17 protein-coding genes and 1 riboswitch are annotated in these 18,407 nt (G+C 73.1%); of the genes, 9 read left to right on the top strand and 8 right to left on the bottom strand.

All coding sequences use genetic code 11. From position 1 onward, the window contains the following. Positions 1-8: 8 nt before the first annotated feature. Positions 9-156: riboswitch (SAM riboswitch) on the bottom strand. 232 nt (positions 157-388) lie between these two features. After that, entirely contained in the window at positions 389-1,333 is a 945-nt protein-coding gene (locus ACFY93_RS21175) for a glucosyl-3-phosphoglycerate synthase (protein ID WP_391361204.1), read from the top strand. 188 nt (positions 1,334-1,521) lie between these two features. Continuing rightward, a complete protein-coding gene (locus ACFY93_RS21170) occupies positions 1,522-2,916 on the top strand; it encodes a trehalose-6-phosphate synthase (protein WP_391361567.1) in 1,395 nt (464 codons plus the stop codon). Positions 2,917-2,989: 73 nt separating this feature from the next. On the opposite strand, the gene otsB is transcribed toward ACFY93_RS21170, so the two are convergent. From otsB to ACFY93_RS21155, 3 genes are all read right to left on the bottom strand, one after another. Further along, positions 2,990-3,856, bottom strand: coding sequence for a trehalose-phosphatase (gene otsB, locus ACFY93_RS21165; protein ID WP_391361201.1), 867 nt, complete (start codon positions 3,854-3,856; stop codon positions 2,990-2,992). Positions 3,857-3,906: 50 nt separating this feature from the next. Further along, positions 3,907-4,128, bottom strand: coding sequence for a DUF3263 domain-containing protein (locus tag ACFY93_RS21160; RefSeq protein WP_391361565.1), 222 nt, complete (start codon positions 4,126-4,128; stop codon positions 3,907-3,909). 250 nt (positions 4,129-4,378) lie between these two features. Further along, positions 4,379-5,599 (bottom strand): extracellular solute-binding protein, encoded by a 1,221-nt coding sequence (locus tag ACFY93_RS21155; RefSeq protein WP_391361199.1) that lies wholly within the window; start codon positions 5,597-5,599, stop codon positions 4,379-4,381. A gap of 177 nt (positions 5,600-5,776) precedes the next feature. Here ACFY93_RS21155 and ACFY93_RS21150 point away from each other — a divergent pair, with 177 nt between their 5' ends. The 3 genes from ACFY93_RS21150 to ACFY93_RS21140 all read left to right on the top strand — a co-directional run bounded on the left by ACFY93_RS21150 (position 5,777) and on the right by ACFY93_RS21140 (position 8,990). Beyond that, positions 5,777-6,817 carry an ROK family protein gene (locus tag ACFY93_RS21150; RefSeq protein ID WP_391361196.1) on the top strand — a complete coding sequence of 347 codons (1,041 nt, stop codon included), beginning with the start codon at positions 5,777-5,779 and terminating at the stop codon, positions 6,815-6,817. After that, positions 6,817-7,962 (top strand): N-acetylglucosamine-6-phosphate deacetylase, encoded by a 1,146-nt coding sequence (gene nagA, locus ACFY93_RS21145; protein WP_391361194.1) that lies wholly within the window; start codon positions 6,817-6,819, stop codon positions 7,960-7,962. Before ACFY93_RS21150 ends, nagA begins: the two co-directional genes overlap by 1 nt. 98 nt (positions 7,963-8,060) lie before the next feature. Continuing rightward, on the top strand, positions 8,061-8,990 hold the full coding sequence (locus ACFY93_RS21140; RefSeq protein WP_391361191.1) for a hexose kinase: 930 nt from the start codon (positions 8,061-8,063) through the stop codon (positions 8,988-8,990). A gap of 10 nt (positions 8,991-9,000) precedes the next feature. Here the strand turns inward: ACFY93_RS21140 and ACFY93_RS21135 are convergent, their stop codons facing one another. Both ACFY93_RS21135 and cdgB read right to left on the bottom strand, forming a co-directional pair. Then, the gene (locus ACFY93_RS21135; protein WP_391361188.1) at positions 9,001-9,984 is read right to left on the bottom strand and encodes a CBM35 domain-containing protein; all 984 of its coding nucleotides are present in this window, start codon (positions 9,982-9,984) and stop codon (positions 9,001-9,003) included. A 118-nt stretch (positions 9,985-10,102) separates the two neighbouring features. Then, positions 10,103-11,809: a diguanylate cyclase CdgB gene (gene cdgB / locus ACFY93_RS21130; RefSeq protein ID WP_391361185.1), complete on the bottom strand. Its 1,707-nt coding sequence runs from the start codon at positions 11,807-11,809 to the stop codon at positions 10,103-10,105. A 493-nt stretch (positions 11,810-12,302) separates the two neighbouring features. Between cdgB and ACFY93_RS21125 the strand changes: the two genes are divergently transcribed. Further along, a complete protein-coding gene (locus ACFY93_RS21125) occupies positions 12,303-12,911 on the top strand; it encodes a flavin reductase (RefSeq protein WP_391361182.1) in 609 nt (202 codons plus the stop codon). A gap of 49 nt (positions 12,912-12,960) precedes the next feature. On the opposite strand, the gene arfB is transcribed toward ACFY93_RS21125, so the two are convergent. Continuing rightward, positions 12,961-13,389 (bottom strand): alternative ribosome rescue aminoacyl-tRNA hydrolase ArfB, encoded by a 429-nt coding sequence (gene arfB / locus ACFY93_RS21120; protein WP_391361179.1) that lies wholly within the window; start codon positions 13,387-13,389, stop codon positions 12,961-12,963. Positions 13,390-13,594: 205 nt separating this feature from the next. Here arfB and ACFY93_RS21115 point away from each other — a divergent pair, with 205 nt between their 5' ends. Further along, a complete protein-coding gene (locus tag ACFY93_RS21115) occupies positions 13,595-14,170 on the top strand; it encodes a TerD family protein (protein ID WP_391361176.1) in 576 nt (191 codons plus the stop codon). A gap of 211 nt (positions 14,171-14,381) precedes the next feature. Further along, positions 14,382-15,476 carry a GNAT family N-acetyltransferase gene (locus ACFY93_RS21110; RefSeq protein ID WP_391361173.1) on the top strand — a complete coding sequence of 365 codons (1,095 nt, stop codon included), beginning with the start codon at positions 14,382-14,384 and terminating at the stop codon, positions 15,474-15,476. A 35-nt stretch (positions 15,477-15,511) separates the two neighbouring features. Here ACFY93_RS21110 and ACFY93_RS21105 read toward each other — a convergent pair whose 3' ends face one another. Beyond that, the gene (locus tag ACFY93_RS21105; RefSeq protein ID WP_391361170.1) at positions 15,512-16,939 is read right to left on the bottom strand and encodes a M1 family aminopeptidase; all 1,428 of its coding nucleotides are present in this window, start codon (positions 16,937-16,939) and stop codon (positions 15,512-15,514) included. 181 nt (positions 16,940-17,120) lie between these two features. Between ACFY93_RS21105 and ACFY93_RS21100 the strand changes: the two genes are divergently transcribed. Continuing rightward, positions 17,121-17,624 (top strand): hypothetical protein, encoded by a 504-nt coding sequence (locus ACFY93_RS21100; protein ID WP_391361563.1) that lies wholly within the window; start codon positions 17,121-17,123, stop codon positions 17,622-17,624. A 78-nt stretch (positions 17,625-17,702) separates the two neighbouring features. Here the strand turns inward: ACFY93_RS21100 and ACFY93_RS21095 are convergent, their stop codons facing one another. Beyond that, positions 17,703-18,407, bottom strand: coding sequence for a pentapeptide repeat-containing protein (locus ACFY93_RS21095; protein ID WP_391361167.1), 705 nt, complete (start codon positions 18,405-18,407; stop codon positions 17,703-17,705).

The raw sequence follows: 18,407 nt of genomic DNA, 5'->3' as shown, positions 1-18,407 counted from the left end.
GCCCTTTCTCCTCATCTTCCTCACGGCGCACTTCGCCGTGAGACGGATTTGGCACCTTCCCTAGCCGGGAGCCTCGCCACGTCCGCGTGACAAGTACCGACTGGAGGGTTGCCGGGGCTTCAACGGGCCGTATCCCTCTGCCCCTCTGGATGAGCGGTATTCGATTGTTGATCTTGTTTTTCGTCTGCGCGGTACGACCCCCGAGATGCGATGGTCATCCGCGTTGCTCAAGACTGTAACCGAAGGCCAGGACAGTCGAGGGAGTCGTCCGAACCGCGAGATGGATCACACAGGGCCGGATCCGGGTCCCGGGTGTGGCCGAATCGTGAGGCAGGAGCTGCCGGCGGGAGCCGCCTGGCAGCCAACGGAGCAGTGAGGAGCGCGGACTGTGCTGGAAGACGTCGAACGCTGGCTGGGCACCCGCTCCTGGGCCGTCGCCGACCGTCCGCTGCGCGGGCTCGTCGCCGCGAAACGGGCCTCGGGCTCGACGGTCAGCGTGGTGCTGCCCGCACTCAACGAGGAGGCGACGGTCGGCGACATCGTCACCGTCATCCGCCGCGACCTGGTGGAACGGGTCCCGCTCGTCGACGAGGTGGTGGTGATCGACTCGGGCTCGACCGACCGGACCTCCGAGGTCGCCGCCGCCGCGGGCGCCCGGGTCGTGCACCGGGACGCGATACTCCCGCGCATACCCGCCGTGCCCGGCAAGGGCGAGGTGCTGTGGCGGTCCCTCTTCGTGACCAGCGGCGACATCGTCTGTTTCGTCGACGCCGACCTGCGGGAGTTCTCCTCGGACTTCGTCTCCGGGATCGTGGGGCCGCTGCTCACCGATCCGGGCGTCCAGCTCGTCAAGGCGATGTACGACCGGCCGCTCGGCACCGCAGCGGGCCAGGGAGGCCGCGTGACGGAGCTGATGGCCCGGCCGCTGCTGAACATGCACTGGCCGCAGCTCGCGGGCTTCGTCCAGCCGCTCGGCGGCGAGTACGCGGCCCGCCGGTCACTGCTGGAACGGCTGCCGTTCCCGGTCGGGTACGGGGTCGAGCTGGGCCTGCTCATCGACGCCCTGCACACGGTCGGTCTGGACGCGCTCGCCCAGGTCGACGTCGGCGTCCGCCTGCACCGGCACCAGGACGGGCAGGCGCTGGGCCGGATGGCCACCACGATCTACCGCACGGCGCAGGTCCGGCTGGCCCGCGCCCACCTCGTCCGTCCCGTGCTCACCCAGTTCGAGCGGGGCGAGCACGGCTTCGAGCCACGGGTGCACCCGGTGGACACGACGGAACGGCCGCCGGTCGCGGACATCGAGGAGTACCGCTCGCGGGAGGTGGCGTGACCGGGCCGGACGGAAGCCGTGCACGGACGGACCCGGCCGGCGTGCGGATGGCCGGACCCCGGTGCACGCGGCCGGGGGCGGGACGTCCGTACGTTTGAGGTTTTCCGGGCCGGGCTAGGTTGAGGCGTATGGCTTCCACGGATTCGACGGCTTCGACGGCTTCTCCCGATTCCACCGACTCCCCCCATGTGGCCTCCGCGCGAGGTGCCCATCAGATCCTGGTCGCGTCCAACCGCGGCCCCGTCTCGTACGACGTCCGCGACGACGGTTCGCTGCACGCCCGGCGCGGCGGCGGCGGGCTGGTCTCGGGGCTCTCCGCGATCGGGCCGGACGCGGGGGCGCTGTGGGTGTGCGCGGCGCTGGGCGACGGCGACCGCGAGGCGGTCGGGCGCGGGGTCGGCGAGGACGGCGTACGGATGCTGGACATCGACGCCGGGGTGCACGCGGACGCGTACAACGGCATCGCGAACTCGGTGCTCTGGTTCGTCCACCACATGCTGTACCAGACGCCCCTGGAACCCGTCTTCGGCACGGAGTTCCGCCGTCAGTGGGCGGCGTACGAGACGTACAACCGCGCCTTCGCCGAGGCCCTGGCCGAGGAGGCGGCCGAGGGCGCGGCGGTGCTGGTGCAGGACTACCACCTGACCCTGGTCCCCGGGATGCTCCGCGAACTCCGCCCCGACCTGCTGATCAGCCATTTCTCGCACACCCCGTGGGCCCCGGCCGACTACTTCCGGATGCTGCCGGACGACATCGCCGAGCAGGTGCTGCGCGGGATGCTCGGCGCGGACCGGCTCGGCTTCCTCACCCACCGGTGGGCGGACGCGTTCACCGCCTGCGCCGAGCAGCTCGTCGGCGGGCTCGGCGGGACCCGGACCGGGGTGTACGGGCTGGGCGCGGACGCGGACTTCCTGCGCGCCCGCTCGCACGAGGCGGACGTCGAGGAGCGGATGGCCGCGCTGCGGGAGCAGATCGGCGAGGGCCGCCGGACGATCGTCCGCGTCGACCGCACCGAGCTGTCCAAGAACATCGTGCGCGGGCTGCTGGCCTACCGGCAGCTGCTCGACGACCGGCCCGAATGGCGCGAGCGCGTGGTGCACGTCGCCTTCGCCTACCCGTCCCGGCAGGACCTGGCCGTCTACCGCGACTACACGGCCGAGGTGCGGCGGCTGGCCGACGAGATCAACTCCGCGTACGGGACGCCCGGCTGGACGCCGGTCGTGCTGCACGTCAAGGACGACTTCGCCCGCTCGCTGGCGGCCTACCGGCTCGCCGACGTGGCGCTGGTCAACCCCATCCGCGACGGCATGAACCTGGTCGCCAAGGAGGTGCCGGTCGTCTCCGACGCGGGCTGCGCGCTGGTGCTGTCGCGGGAGGCGGGGGCGTACGAGGAGCTGGGCGCGGACGCGGTCGTCGTGAACCCGTACGACGTGGTGGGCACGGCGCGGGCGCTGCACGAGGCGCTGGAGATGGCTCCGGAGGAGCGGGCGGGGCGCAACAAGCGGCTGGCGGAGGCGGCGACGGCGCTGCCTCCGGCGCGGTGGTTCCTGGAGCAGCTGGAGGCGTTGCGGGGGCGGGGGTAGCGGGCGGCGGGGCGGCGGGGCGCGGCAGGGCCGGGGCGCGAGGGCGGCGGGGCGCGGGCGGGCGCCCCGGCCCTCAGGTACCGGAGGGGCTGGAGCGCACCGCCAGGGAACGGAGCAGGCGGACCACTCCCGCCGGGCCGTCGACCACCAGGTCCGCCTTCTTCGACAGCTCCGCCACCTCCTCGTTGCCGCTGCAGACGAGAAGGCCGGGGACGCCGTCGGAGCGGAGCTTCTCGACGGCGGCGAAGGCCGGCAAATCGCCGAGGTCGTCCCCGGCGTACAGCACGGCTCCGGCGCCGGTCTCGCGTACGTAGTCCAGCAGGGCCACGCCCTTGTCCATGCCCGGCGGTCGCAGTTCGAGGACCATGCGGCCGGGCTCGACGATCAGGCCGTGGCGGGCCGCCAGGGCGGCGAGCGGTTCGCGCAGCGCGTCGAACGCGGCCTGCGGGTCCCGGGCCCGCCGGGTGTGCACGGCGACGGCACGGCCCTTCTCCTCGATCCACGTGCCCTGCCAGGCGCCGATCGTGTCGAGGAACCCGGGGAGCTCGGCGCGGACCGCCGCGACCCCGGGGTGCGGGGCGGGCGCCTGGACGGTGCCGCTGACGGCGTCCCAGCGCTCGGCGCCGTAATGGCCGAGGACGACCAGGTGGTCCAGGCCCGGCACGCCCGCGAAGCCGCCGTGGCGCACCGCGACCCCGGCCGGGCGGCCGGTGACCACGGCCACGGAGGCGACCCTCGGGGCGAGCTCCGCCAGGGCGGGGACCGCCTCCGGGTGGGCGCGCGCCTGTTCGGGGTCGGCGACGATCGGGGCGAGCGTCCCGTCGAAGTCGAGGGCGATCACGGATCGTCCGGGGTCCGCGAGGATGGCGTCGAGACCTCGGCGCCCGGCCGGGGTCGCGGGGGTCGGCAGGGGTTCCGTGGAGTCCGTATGGCTGCCCATGACGTCGACCCTATCCGCGTGGGTGCCGCCTTACGCCTCGGTCCGCGGACTCACCGCTCGGCGCGGCGGGCCTCCCGCACCCGGCGCAGGCGGTTGACCGTCACCGGGTCGTGGGCCAGGGCCCGGCGATCGTCGAGCAGGGCGTTGAGCAGTTGGTAGTACCGCACCGGGGCGAGGCCCAGCCGCTCGCGTATCTCCCGCTCCTTGGCCCCCGGGCCGGAGAATCCACGCCGCTCCATCGCGAGCACGGCCCGCTCCCGCGCCCCCAGCACACCGGGACCGCCCGAGGCGTCCGGACCGTCGGAGGCATCCGGGGTGTCCGGCTCGTCCGAGGTCCCCACGGCGTCCGAGCCGTCCAGGCCGTCCTGGCGGTCCAGGCCGTCCGAGGCGTCCGAGGCGTCCGAGGCGTTCATGGGGAAACCGTAGCTCCCGGCACCGACAGGGGGCGCGGGGGCGGTGCTGGGGCCTGTATCGAGTTCCCCGTCGTCGCCCGCGAGGCAGACGGGGAACTCGATACAGGCCCTAGGACGGGCCGTCCGCCGCCGTCGCCTCCCGCTGGAGGCGGCCCAGCACCCCGGACGGGCTGCCGTTGGGCGCGACCGCCTCGCCGATCCGCTTCTTGATCGCGGCGCTGACCGCCGCCCAGGAGGTCCGGCCGACCGGGTACAGCTCGGACGTGGAGAGCTGCTCCAGGAAGGGGGCCAGGTCCTTGTCGTCCTTGTCCGCGGCCATGGCCTCGGACGCGGAGTTGGTGACCGGGAGCAGGTTGTACTCGTGGGAGAAGGCCAGGACGTTCTTCTCGCTGTAGACGAAGTCAAGGAAGTCGCCGACCTGCTCGGCGTGGCCGTTCTCGCGGAACGCCATCATCCAGTCGGCGACGCCCATGGTCGCCTTGGGTTCGCCGTCGACGCCGGGCATCGGCACCATGCCGAACTTCACGCCCTTCTCGGCGGCCGTCTTCATCAGCGACGGGTGCCCGTTCAGCATCCCGACCTCGCCGCGCGCGAACGCGTCGAACGCGTCGGCGCGGTTCAGCTTGCCCGGCGCCTTCGGCCCGGTCAGGCCCTCGCCGACCAGCTCGTCCTTGAGCCAGGTGAACGTCTTGATGTTCGGGTCGGAGTCGATGCTGTACCCGCCGACGCTGGCGGTGTACCCGTCGCCGCCGCTGAGCAGCCACTGCATGGTCTCGGCCTGCGCCTCCTCGGGCCCGAGCGGCAGCGCGTACGGGATCTCGACGCCCTTGGCCTTGAGCGCCTCGGCGTCGGCCTTGAGCTGGGCCCAGCTCTTCGGCGGGGTCAGCCCGGCCCCGGAGAACATCTTCTTGTTGTAGAACAGCAGCCGCGTGGACGCCGCGAAGGGCATCCCGTACTGGATCCGCCCCACCCGGCCCGCCATGCTCAGCTTCTGGACGAAGTCCGCCTGGACGGGGATGGAGAGCAGTTCCTCGGCCTTGTAGAGCTGCCCGGCCGCCGCGTAGTCCGCGAAGGCGCCGATGTGCGCCATGTCCGGGGGGTGACCGGCGTCGACCATGGCCTTGACCTTGCGGTCGACGTCGTTCCAGGAGTACACGGTGACGTCGATCCTCGTCCCCGGGTGGTCGGCCTCGTACGCGTCGGCCAGCTTGTCCCAGTACTTCCGGGAGCTGTTGGCGTCGGAGTCCCCGTAGTCGGCGGCCACCAGCCGCAGGGTGACGTCCCCGGAGCCGGAGTCCGGTCCGCCGCAGCCCGCGAGCGTCGCCGTCATGCCCAGTACGGAGATTCCCGCGATCAGTCGTCCTGTCGTTCGCCGCCGCACCGCTCTTGCCCAACCCCTGCTGTTCACCGACCGGTATCCGGTCGCGTTCTTCGAAAGTTCGGATACAGGTCTACACCACGTGAGTGGACTAGACCTCTCCTGGGGTAAGGGGCGACACTGTCCCCCGTGAGACATGTCATCGCCCTCGATGTGGGCGGCACCGGGATGAAGGCCGCCCTCGTCGGGGCGGACGGCGAGCTGCTGCACCGCGCCCGCCGCGCCACCGGCCGCGAACGCGGTCCGGACGCCGTCGTCGCCACGATCCTCGACTTCGCCGCCGAACTGCGCGCACACGGCGTACGGCACTTCGGCGGGGCCCCGGCGGCCGCCGGGGTCGCCGTCCCCGGCACGGTCGACGCCGAGCGGGGCGTGGCCGTCTACTCGGCCAACCTCGGCTGGCGGGACCTCCCGCTGCGCGCGCTGCTCAGCGACCGCCTCGACGGCGTCCCGGTGGCCCTCGGGCACGACGTGCGCACCGGCGGCCTCGCGGAGGGGCGGATCGGGGCCGGCCAGGGCGCCGACCGCTTCCTGTTCGTGCCCCTGGGCACCGGGATCGCGGGCGCGATCGGCATCGACGGGGCCGTCGAGGCGGGCGCGCACGGCAACGCGGGCGAGATCGGCCACGTGGTCGTGCGGCCCGGCGGCCTTCCGTGCCCCTGCGGACAGCACGGCTGCCTGGAGCGGTACGCGTCCGCGTCGGCCGTCAGCCGGGCCTGGGCCGCCGCGTGCGGCGATCCGGAGGCCGACGCCGCCGACTGCGCGAAGGCCGTGGAGGACGGCGACAAGCGGGCCGTACGGGTCTGGCTGGACGCCGTCGACGCGCTCGCCGACGGCCTCGTCACCGCGCTCACCCTGCTGGACCCGCGCACCCTGATCATCGGCGGCGGACTCGCCGAGGCGGGGGAAACCCTCTTCGCACCGCTGCGCGCCGCCGTGGAACTGCGCGTCACCTTCCAGAGACTGCCGTCCATCGTCCCCGCCGCCCTCGGGGACAGCGCGGGATGCCTGGGTGCCGGGCTGATGGCCTGGGACCTGCTCGACGCCGGCACCGCGCCGCCCGGCCCCGCACGAACCGGTATCCCCCGGTCCGGCTCCGCACGACCCGGCTCCGCACGACCCGATCCCGCACGACCCGACTTCACCGACGCCCCGGAGGTAACCACCTGATGGCCACTAGCAAGGTTCTCGCCGGTGCCCGGGTGGTACTGCCCACCGGGACCGTGGACGGCGGCCGCGTGATCGTCGACGGCACCCGGATCACGGGCAGCGCCCCCGAGGGCGCCGAGACCGTCGACCTGTCCGGCCACTGGCTGGTCCCCGGTTTCGTCGACATGCACAACCACGGCGGCGGCGGCGCGTCCTTCACCTCCGGAACCGTCGACGACGTCCTCACGGGCATCCGCACGCACCGGCTGCACGGCACCACCACGGTCGTCGCCTCCACCGTCACCGGTGACATGGACTTCCTCGCCCAGCGCGCCGGAATGCTCTCCGAACTGGCCGAGCAGGGCGACCTCGCGGGCATCCACTTCGAGGGCCCGTTCATCTCGCCGTGCCGCAAGGGCGCGCACTCCGAGGAACTGCTGCGCGACCCGGACCCGGCCGAGGTCCGCAAGCTGGTCGACGCGGCACGCGGACACGCCCGCATGGTCACCCTCGCCACCGAACTGCCCGGCGGCATCGACTCCGTACGCCTGCTGGCCGAGCACGGGGTGATCGCCGCCATCGGGCACACCGACGCCACGTACGAGCAGACCGTCGAGGCGATCGAGGCGGGCGCCACCGTGGCCACCCACCTGTTCAATGCCATGCCGCCGCTCGGCCACCGCACCCCCGGCCCGATCGCCGCCCTGCTGGAGGACGAGCGGATCACCGTCGAACTGATCGACGACGGCACGCATCTGCACCCCGCTTCCCTGCAACTGGCGTTCCATCACGCGGGCGCGGGCCGCGTCGCGTTCATCACCGACGCGATGGACGCGGCGGGCTTCGGCGACGGGCGCTACATGCTCGGCCCGCTGGAGGTCGAGGTCGCCGACGGCGTCGCCCGGCTGGTGGAGGGCGGCTCGATCGCCGGCTCCACCCTCACCCTGGACCGCGCCTTCCAGCGGGCGGCCACCGTCGACCGGCTCCCCGTCGAGGACATCGTCGCCGCGATCTCCGCCAACCCCGCGAAGCTGCTCGGGATGTACGACCGGGTCGGCTCCCTGGAACCGGGCAAGGACGCCGACCTCGTCGTCCTGGACGCCGCGTTCACGCTGGTGGGCGTGATGCGCCGGGGCGCGTGGGTGGTCGATCCGCGACAGGGCTGACCGGGGGACCTCCGGGTCTGGGCCGACCGCCGTCCGTTTGGCATGATCACACCTCGAAACAGATGCCACGCGCATACATCGGGGGGAGGTCGGACCTGGTGATCCTCACGGTCACGCTCAACACCGCTCTCGACATCACGTACCGCGTACGGGCGTTGCGGCCGCATGCCTCGCACCAGGTGACCGAGGTGTCCGAGCGGCCCGGCGGCAAGGGCCTGAACGTGGCCCGCGTCCTCGCCGCCCTCGGACACGAGGTCACCGTGACGGGCTTCGCCGGCGGCGCGACCGGGCGCTCGCTGCGGGCCCGGCTCGCGGGCACCCCCGGCGTGCTGGACGCGCTGCTCCCGGTGGCGGGCACCACGCGCCGCACCATAGCCGTCGTCGACACGGCGACCGGGGACACCACCCAGCTCAACGAACCCGGACCGGCCGTCACCCCCGCCGAGTGGTCCGCCTTCCTGGACGCCTACACCCGGCTGCTGCGCTCCGCCTCGGCGGTCGCGCTCTGCGGCAGCCTGCCGCCGGGCGTCCCGGTGGGCGCGTACGCCGGACTGGTGCGCGCCGCCCGTGCCTCGGCCGTCCCCGTCCTCCTCGACACCAGCGGCGAACCGCTGCGCCGTGGGGTCGCCGCCCGCCCCGACATCGTCAAGCCGAACGCCGGCGAACTGGCCGAGCTCACCGGCTCCCACGAACCTCTGCGCGCCACCCGGGACGCCCGGCGCCGGGGAGCCCACGCCGTCGTCGCCTCCCTCGGCGCCGACGGGCTGCTCGCCCTGACCGCCGAGGGCCGCTGGCGGGCGGCCCCGCCCCGGCGCGTCGCGGGCAACCCGACCGGCGCCGGGGACTCGGCGGTGGCGGGGCTGCTGTCGGGCACCGTGGAGAACCTGCCCTGGCCGGACCGGCTGACCCGGGCCGTCGCCCTGTCGGCGGCGACCGTCCTGTCTCCGGTCGCGGGCGAGTTCGACCGCCCGGCCTACGAGGAGCTGCTGGACCGCGTCACGGTGACGGAGGACACTCCGGCGGCGTGAGCGACGCGGGCTACTTCCAGCCCTTCTCCAGCCAGAGCTGGTCCAGGTTGGCGTCGCACTGGTTGCCCTGCTCGCACGAGATCTTGATGGTGTTCGTCCCCTTGTTGAGCTGGATGGACGCGTACGTGTTCGTCCAGCCCTTCACGTAGTCGCCCTCGGCGGCCTTCGCGAAGTTGCCCAGGTTCAGCGGGCGGGTCTGCGCGTCGGCGTTGACCGTGAGCGTCGCGTCGGCGTCCTTGCCGGGCACGCCGTAGGTGACGTACAGCGTGTACTTGCCCTTCTCGGGGGCGTTCACATTCCACGTCACGGACGCGCCGACCTGGTTGAAGCCGCCGACGTACACCCCGCCGGCCGAGTCCGCGCCCTCGACGTCGGAGGCCGTGGCCGCGCCGCCGTCCAGGCGCAGTGCCTTCGCGTCGACCTTGGGCAGCTCCGCGTCGTCCTCGGCGCCGCCCGACTTCGACGGGGTCGGCCCGGCGCTCCGGGAGGCCGTCGCGGTGGAACCCGCCTCGGCTCCGCCCTTGTCGTCGTCCGAGTCGCCGCCCGTCATGGCGATGGCGATGCCGATCACCACGGCCGCGACCACGGCGATCGCGCCGATCAGCAGCCCCCTGGTGTTGGGGCCGCGCCCGCGCCCGCCGCCGTCGGCCGGCGTCTGCCGGGTCGTGCCCGCGTCGCCACCGCCCGGCAGGGTCTCGGGAGCCGCGTAGTGGGCGCTCGGCCGGCCGTAGGCGCCCTGCTGACCGTACGGAGCGGCCTGCGGCTGCTGGCCGTACGGGGCGGCCGGGGCCTGCTGGCCGTACGGGGCCTGCTGCGCCTGCGGCTGGCCGTACTGGCGCTCGCCGACCGCGCGCACCCGGTTGACCGACCCCGGATAGCCGTAGCCGCCGCCCCCACTGGGCGGGGTGGCTCCGTTGGCCTGACCGTCGGCGTAGAGATAGCCGAACGGGTCGTCGTCCTCGGGCGTGCTCGCGCCGTTGTTGCCGGGCGTCATCCCTTGGTCTCCTCAGCAGGTGCGGTTCGGATGCGGTACACGGGTGAAGGCCCGAGCCTACCCGCTCCTGCCGCCCCGGACGGGTGGCATATGTCGCATCATCACGCTGACCTGCGACTCAGCCCGCCCGCCTGTGCGCTTTGGGACGAGACCGTTTCTCGACGTACATCCGTTCGTCAGCGGATTTCAACACCTCGTCCGCCGTCATCCCGCAATGTGCCCATCCGATGCCGAAACTCGCACCGACCCTGACCGCCCGGCCGTCGACCCGGATCGGGGGGATGATCGCGCTCCGCAGCCGTACGGCGAGATCCTGGGCGTCGGCGCGGCCGAGCCCGTCGGCCAGGACGACGAACTCGTCGCCGCCGAGCCGGGCGACCGTGTCCCCGTCGCGCACCACGCTGGTCAGCCGGCGGGCGACCTCGATGAGGACGGCGTCGCCGGTGTGGTGGCCGAACCGGTCGTTGATCGACTTGAAGCCGTCGAGGTCGCAGAAGAGCACCGCGAGCCCCTTGGCACCGTCGTCCGTCTCACCCTCGGGAGCGATGGTGTGCACATGGTGGTCGTAGGCGTCGACGCCCTCGGAACCGGGCCGGAAGTCGAAGCCGTGCCCGCCCCCGTCGTGGCCCGCAACGGGGTCGGACGCGCCGCCGGGCCCGTCCGTCACCGCGTACTGCCCGTGCCCGTACGCGGCGTCCAGCGAGTCGACCACGCCCGGTATCAGGGACTGGGGGCGCTGGCAGAGCCGCGAACCGAGCCGGGAGCGCAGCTCGGCCGAGTTCGGCAGGCCGGTGAGGGAGTCGTGCGAGGCGCGGTGGGCGAGCTGCAGCTCACGGCGCTTGCGCTCCTCGATGTCCTCGACGTGCGTGAGCAGGAACCGGGGGCCGTCGGCGGCGTCGGCGACCACGGAGTTGCGCAGCGACACCCACACGTACGTCCCGTCGCGGCGGGCGAGCCGCAGCTCGGCGCGGCCGCCCTCGGCGGAGGTGCGCAGCAGGGTGCCGATGTCCTCGGGGTGCACGAGGTCGGAGAAGGCGTAGCGGCGCATCGCGGAGGCGGGCCGGCCGAGCAGACGGCACAGCGCGTCGTTGGTGCGCAGGATGCGGCCGTGCTGGTCGCCGCCCATCTCGGCGATGGCCATGCCCGACGGGGCGTACTCGAAGGCCTGGCGGAAGCTCTCCTCGCTGGCCCTCAGCGCCTGCTGGTCGCGCTCCAGGCGGACCAGCGCGCGCTGCATGTTGGCGCGCAGCCGGGCGTTGCTGATCGCGATGGCGGCCTGGAAGGCGTACATCTGCAGCGCCTCGCGGCCCCAGGCGCCGGGCCGGCGTCCGTTGCGCGGCCGGTCCACGGACAGGACGCCGATGAGCTCGCCGCTGCTGCCGCCGGAGACACCCGGCGTGTACAGGGGGGCGAAGAGGCGGTCCGAGGGGTGCCACTCGTCCTCGAAGCGGGGCGCGGGCCCGTCGGTGTACCACTGCGGGACGTCGTCGTCGTCGAGGACCCAGCCCTCGGTGTGCGGGATGAACCGCAGGTTGCCCCAGGCCACGCCCATGGTGAGCCGGCGCTCCCAGGAGTCACGGGAGCCGACGCGGCCGGTGATGAGGGCTTCGGCGGCCGAGTTGCCCGCGAGGGCGGCGACGACGAGATCGCCGTCGGGGCGCACGAGGTTGACGGCCGCCAGCTCGTAGCCGAGGCCGTTGACCACGCCGTCGGCGACCGTCTGCAGCGTGTCGGCCAGGCTGCGGGCGGTGTTCATGTCCGCCATCACCTGGTGCAGCTGACGCAGGGTCGCGAGACGGACGTACGGCTCCGACTCGGCCTCCATTCGCCCTCCCCTCGAGACCTCGGCAGCAACTCCCAGGGTTGTCCTCGGCTTACCACTCCGTAGTCACCCGGGCTACTTGCGTAGCCTCCTCCAGCGTCCCAGCCACTGAATCACAGCGCGCTGCCCACTCGGTACACAGGGTCAACAAATTATGCTTCCTGTGACTCAAGTCACAGCGAAACGTGAACATTTGAGAAGGGGTTGTGCATTTTCACCGCCCGTTCACCGAACACAGGGTGCGCACGTCCGTACGAGGTCGTGCGCGTGCCCGGTGGTGCGCGGTGGTACGCGGTCGCACGGGCGCTGTCAGCGAGTGTGCCATTTCCGCGCCGGGCGGGGGCGGTGATCGCGCATCGCGGGACCGGATGACCGCATCGCGGTACCGGGCACGTACCGCGTCGCGGTATCCGGCGCGGCCGGTACCAGGGACCTAGGCCCCGGTTAGGGCCCTGGCCCGATGCGGGGCCCGCGACCCCCGGACTAGCGTTTTCCCGTGCCGAACTCTTCTCCCGCCGCCCCGTCCGCCGCGCCCTGCCCCGCCCCGCCCGCCGTTCCCCCCGCCCGCTCCGGGCATGCTGAGGGGGTGAGCAACGACGAGTTCCGGGCGGCGATGTCCCGGCTGACCGCGGGCGTGGTGCTGGTGACGGCGCAGGAGCCGTCGCTCGACCCCGACGACCCGGGGGCACCGAGCAGCGAGGACGTCGGAATGACGGCGACGGCCTTCATGTCCGTGTCCCTCGACCCGCCACTGGTGATGGTCAGCCTGCGCGAGGGCTCCCGGATGGACGACCTGCTCGACGAGCAGCCGCTCTGGGCCGTCTCCGTGCTCTCCGAGAGCCAGAGCCACATCGCGGGCCGCTTCGCCATGAAGGGGCGCATCAGCGACCGTCTGCTCTTCGAGGACATCCCCTGCGTACGCGGCGAGGTGGCCGGAGCGCCCCTGGTGGGCGGCGCGCTGGCCACCGTGGAGTGCCGCACCGAGCAGCGGGTGACGGCGGGGGACCACACGCTGGTCATCGGCCGCGTCCTGAAGGCCGGCCTGCCGAGCCCGGACGGCCGCCCACTGCTGCACTTCAAGGGCAAGTACCGGCGGATGGGTTAGACCCCGGGCCCACCGGCGGCGAACGGGCCGGTCAAGCGAATCCGGGGGCCTATCCCCAGTCGCGTCCCGAACGGCCGCGCTTCGTGTCGGAGCGCTGCTTCTTCTCCCGCAGGCGGCGCTCGTTGATGCCCCGGGGGATCCGGGTGGCGCGGCGGGGCCGCGGAGGCGGGGCGGTGGCCTCGGCGAGCAGCGCGGTGAGCCGGACGGCGGCCGCCTCACGGTTGCGCCACTGGGACCGGTGCTCGGACGCGCGCACGCTGACGACTCCGTCGACGAGCCGCCCGGCCAGCTTCTCCAGCGCCCGCTGCTTCCACACCTCGGGCAGTGCCTCGGTCGCCGCGAGGTCGAAGCGGAGCTCGACCTGCGTGTCGCTCGTGTTGACGTGCTGGCCGCCGGGCCCGCCCGAGCGCGAGAAACGCCACATCAGCTCGGCCTCGGGCAGGGAGACGGAGCCGCGGATGACGTGGGGACCGGACATGCGTCCATGGTCCCCTGCCCGTCCCGTCCACGTCACCCCGTTTTCGCGTCCGCGTCCGCACGGCGGGTCCACCCGGTTGCCGGGTAAAGAAAGTAAAGGGAGCCGGAACCTCTGGGACCCCCCTCGGCGTTTAGAGGGGTGACGGTAGCTTCGTCCTCAGTACGAAGCCCGTACGCACGTATAACGAGGGAAGGGACTCCCGACAATGGCAGTAAGCCTGTCCAAGGGTGGCAACGTCTCGCTCACCAAGGAGGCTCCGGGCCTGACCGCCGTCACCGTGGGCCTCGGCTGGGACGTCCGCACCACCACCGGAACCGACTTCGACCTCGACGCCTCGGCGATCGCGGTCAACCCGCAGGGCAAGGTGTACTCGGACGGTCACTTCGTCTTCTTCAACAACAAGCAGACGCCGGACCAGACCATCGTCCACACCGGCGACAACCGCACGGGTGAGGGCGCCGGCGACGACGAGGCGATCAACGTCAACCTCGCGGGCCTGCCCGCCGACGTCGACAAGATCGTCTTCCCGGTCTCGATCTACGACGCCGAGACCCGCTCGCAGAACTTCGGCCAGGTCCGCAACGCCTACATCCGCATCGTCAACCAGGCCGGCGGCGCCGAGATCGCCCGCTACGACCTGTCCGAGGACGCGGCCACGGAGACGGCCATGGTCTTCGGCGAGCTCTACCGCAACGGCGCCGAGTGGAAGTTCCGTGCCGTGGGCCAGGGCTACGCCTCGGGCCTCGCGGGCATCGCCCAGGACTTCGGCGTGAGCATCTGATTCCGCCCCGCCCACCGTCGAGCCCCCGGCCGCACCCGCGACCGGGGGCTCGGGTGCGTCCACGGGCGACTCGTGCACGGGTCACGCGTCGATGGGTCACGCGTCGACGGGTTACGCGTCGATAGGTCACCGTCGATGGGCGATGGGTTCACGGGTGCCGGATTCACGGGTGACGGGTTCACAGGTGACGGCTGGTGAATAGCCTGCCGGGATGCGTATCGAGACACTTCGGATCGACTCGGAGCAGGGCATACCAGCGGCCCTCCTCGCCGAACTCACCGCGCTCTACGCGTCCAACCGCGCCTTCCACGCGCTGAGCGGCGACTTCCCGGACCCCGACGGCATCACCGCCGAGCAGGTGGCGAAGGCGCTGGCGCGGGAGTCGGCGCACCCGGACGTCGAGATCCTGCTGGCCCGGAGCGAGGACGGGGCCGGGACCGGGGGCGGGCAAGGGACCGAGCGCGGACACGGGACCCAGGGCCGGAACGACGGCGCGACCGGGAAGGTGCCCGACGGCGCGACCGGGACCGACGGCGAGGACGGGAGCGGCGGCGGAGGGCCGCTGCTCGGGCTCGCGATCACCCTCGCCCGCCACCCCGACCCGGCGGACCCCGACCCGTGGCTCGGGCTGCTGCTCATCGACGCGGGCCGGCAGCGCGAGGGGTACGGGAGGGAGCTGGCCGAGCGGGTCGAGGCGAGGTTCAGGGCGGCCGGCCGGACCGCGCTGCGCCTCGCCGCCCTCGACAACAACCCGGACGCCCTCGCCTTCTGGACCTCCCTCGGCTACGAGGCCGTCGGCCACCGCGGCGACCTCCGGCTCGGCCGCCCCTGCACGGTGCTGCGGAAGGCGCTGCGCACCCCGCGCCGCGCCGCCCGCGTCGCCGTCCTCGACCCCGGCGGCGCCGTCTTCCTCTTCCGGTACGACAACGAGGAGGTCGGCGTGCACTGGGCCATGCCCGGCGGCGGGATCGAACCTGGCGAGAGCAGACGCGAAGGCGCCCTGCGCGAACTGCGGGAGGAGACCGGCTGGACCGACCTGGAGCCGGGACCGCGGCTGTGCACGTGGGAACACGACTTCACCCGGGCCGGGGTGCCGGTCCGGCAGCACGAGGTGATCTACGTGGCCCACGGTCCCCGCCGCGAGCCGCTCGGCGGCGACCACGTACGCGGGACGCACAGCGAGGAGGGCATCCTGGCGTGGCGCTGGTGGACGCCGGAGGAACTGGCCGCGACGAAGGAGGCCCTCTGGCCGCCCGACCTCGCGCGCCTGCTGGCGGAGGCGGCCGGCCCGCGGCCGGCGGGGTAGCGGGGGCGGCGTACGGGGAGCGGGCGCGCGCCTGTTCAGGGGCGGGCCGGCTTGCCCTCTCCGTACAGCCAGTCCTTCCAGACCGGGCCGAGGTCCTTGCCGGGCGCCCGCCGCTCCACGTACGCCGTGAAGTCGTGGGTGTCCGCGTTGCCGTGCCGGTGCTCCTCGGCCCAGCCGCGCAGGATCCCGCGGAACGTGTCGTCGCCGACCGTTTCGCGGATCTTGTGGAGGACCATCGCACCGCGCTCGTAGACGGGGCTGTCGGAGATGTGCGCGGCACCGGACGGCTTCGCGGGCGGGAAGGCCCACAGGGCCTCGTCGTCGCTGGGGCTGTCGTAGTACTCGCCGGAGTAGAGCGCGTCGAACACGTCCTGCGCGCTGTCGCCGCCGTGGTCCTCCTCCCACATCCACTCGGCGTACGTGGCGAAGCCCTCGTTGAGCCACATGTCCCGCCAGGTCTCCGGGGTGACGGAGTCGCCGTACCACTGGTGGGCCAGCTCGTGGACGACCGTGTCCAGGCCGGGGGCGCCGGGGAAGACGGGGCGGTTCTGGGTCTCCAGGGCGTAGCCCGCGTCGCCGTCGCGGTCGACGATCACGCCGGTGGAGAGAAAGGGGTACGGCCCGAAGACCCGCTCCTCCCACTCGACGATCTCGGGGACGCGGTCGGCCACCGCCCGGCTCGCCCCGGCCTGCGCCGGGTCGACGGCGCTGTACACCGGCAGACCACCGCTGGTCGTGGACCGGCTGATGTCGAACCGGCCGATCGCGAGCACGGCGACGTAGCTCGCCATCGGCGGGGCGGTGTGCCAGCGGAAGGTGGTACGGCCCTTCCTGGTCGTCTCGCTCCGCAACTCCCCGTTGGAGACGGCCCGCAGCCCCTTCGGCACGGTGATCGTGACGTCGTAGGCGGCCTTGTCGGACGGGTGGTGGTTGCCGGGGAACCACGCCATCGAGCCGTTCGGTTCCCCGAGGGCGAGGGCGCCGTCCTCGGTCCGCAGCCAGCCCTCCTTCGAGCCGTCCGGGTCGGTGATGGTCTGCGGGGTGCCCGCGTAGCGGACGGTCGTGCGGAAGGTGTCGCCCTCGGCCGGGCCGTCGTGCGGGCGCACGGTCAGCTCCTGTCCGTCCCGGTGCGTCCGGGCGGCCGCGCCGTCGACGGTGACGCTCCGGACGCCGAGCCCCTTCAGGTCCAGACGGAAGGCGCTGAGGTCCTGGGTGGCGCGCGCGGTGATCTCCGCCGTACCGGAGAGGTGCCGGGACTCCGGGTCGTAGGAGAGGGTCAGTCCGTAGTGCGTGACGTCATAGCCGCCGTTGCCCATGCGCGGGAAGTACGGGTCCCCCGCGCCGTCCGCCCCGGGGCGGCCGCCGCGACCGGCACCGCCGCAGGCGGCGAGTCCGAGCACCAGGAGCGCGGCGAGGGCAAGACGTACGGCCGGGGAGGGCAGGGCGGGGGCGGAGCGGGGCACGGCCCGATCCTATGCGGGCGGGAGGGCGGTTTGCGCGGGTTGTCCAGACGGATGCGGGGCCGCCGGGTCGCGTCCGGCCGAGGTGCTCCACCGGGGCGCCTGGTCACGTCCGGCCGAGGTGCCCCGCCGGCCCGCTCGGCCGCGTACGGCCGGGGTGCCCCTCCGTGACACCATCGGCTACGTGCTCGACATCGGCTACGCCCTCTCCTCCCGCTTCCCCGACCCTCCGCAGACGGACTACCGCCGTGCGGACGTCCACGCGCTGCGGCACGACCTGTTCTGCGGGGACGTGTACCTCGCCGACACCAAGGCGGACCGGGAGCTGTCCACGGCATGGGGATGGGTACCGGTGCTGGACTTCGCGTGGGCGCTGTGCGACATCGTGGAGCGGATCGACCAGGACCCGCGCGGCAGCAGGGCCTCCCGGCCCCAGCACGCGGAGCTCGACTTCACCGAGTCGACCGACCGCATGCTCTTCGAGCGGCGCTTCGGATGGGTGGACATCGAGGCCGACTGGATGCCCGGCGACGAGGACCCGCTGACCTTCTCCCACTCCGAACTGCGCCGCGAGGCACGGGACTTCCTGCACGACCTGATCGCCGACCTCACGGACATGCACGAGGACCTGGCCGACAACCCGGCGATCTGGACCCTTCAGGCCCGCTTCCCCCGCACCCCGTCCTGACCGCCCGCACGCGACCCCGGCCCCTCCGCCCCCGCCCTTCCCTCGCTGTCCCCGCCTGCCCTCTCTCCTCCGCGTCCCCTATCCCTCCGCGTCCCCCATCACCCTGATCCCCAGCTCTCCCGCCAGCACCGGCGCCAGGTCCAGCAGCTGGGCCGGGGAGATCACCGCCCCCGCGAGCCGGTCCACGCCCCGGGCGATGTCGAGTTCGGCGGCGCCCCGCAGGTCCACGTCCGTGAGGGCCGCCGCGCTGAGGTCGGCCCCCTTCAGGACGCACTCCACGAACTCCACGCGCTCCAGCCGGGCGCCCCCGAAGTCCGGCTCGACCAGCACGCAGCCCTCGAAGACGACATCCTTCAGCCGGGCTCTGCGCAGGTTCAGGTAGTCGATCTTCCCGCCGCGCACCAGGACCCGCTCGAGCACGGATCCGTGCAGCTGCACACCGCCGAGCCGGGCGTCGACGAGCTCGACGTCCCGCAGGGTCGCCTCGGCGAGATCCGTGCCCACGCCCCGTATGCCGGTGAGCACCGAGTCCAGCAGCCGGGCGTGGCGCAGTCGCGTCTCGTCCAGCGCGCAGCCCGTGAGCGCGCAGTCCATGAAACGCGCGCCTCCGCCGTCCTGGCCCGCGAGGTCCGCCTCCGTGAACTCCAGGCCGTCGTAGTCACCGTCGGGCTCCAGCTCCGCGCCGCCGTACGGCACGAGCCGGGGCAGCCGCACCTCCGGGCGCCGCGCCCCCGTCACCGCTCTCCCGGCCCTGCCCGGGCCACCCGCCGCTTTCCGCACCAT

This window comes from Streptomyces sp. NPDC008313, assembly GCF_042956125.1.
In the GTDB taxonomy this organism is placed as follows: domain Bacteria; phylum Actinomycetota; class Actinomycetes; order Streptomycetales; family Streptomycetaceae; genus Streptomyces.
Note: the sequence above shows the minus strand (reverse complement) of the source record. Positions and strands in the feature narration are given on the sequence as shown.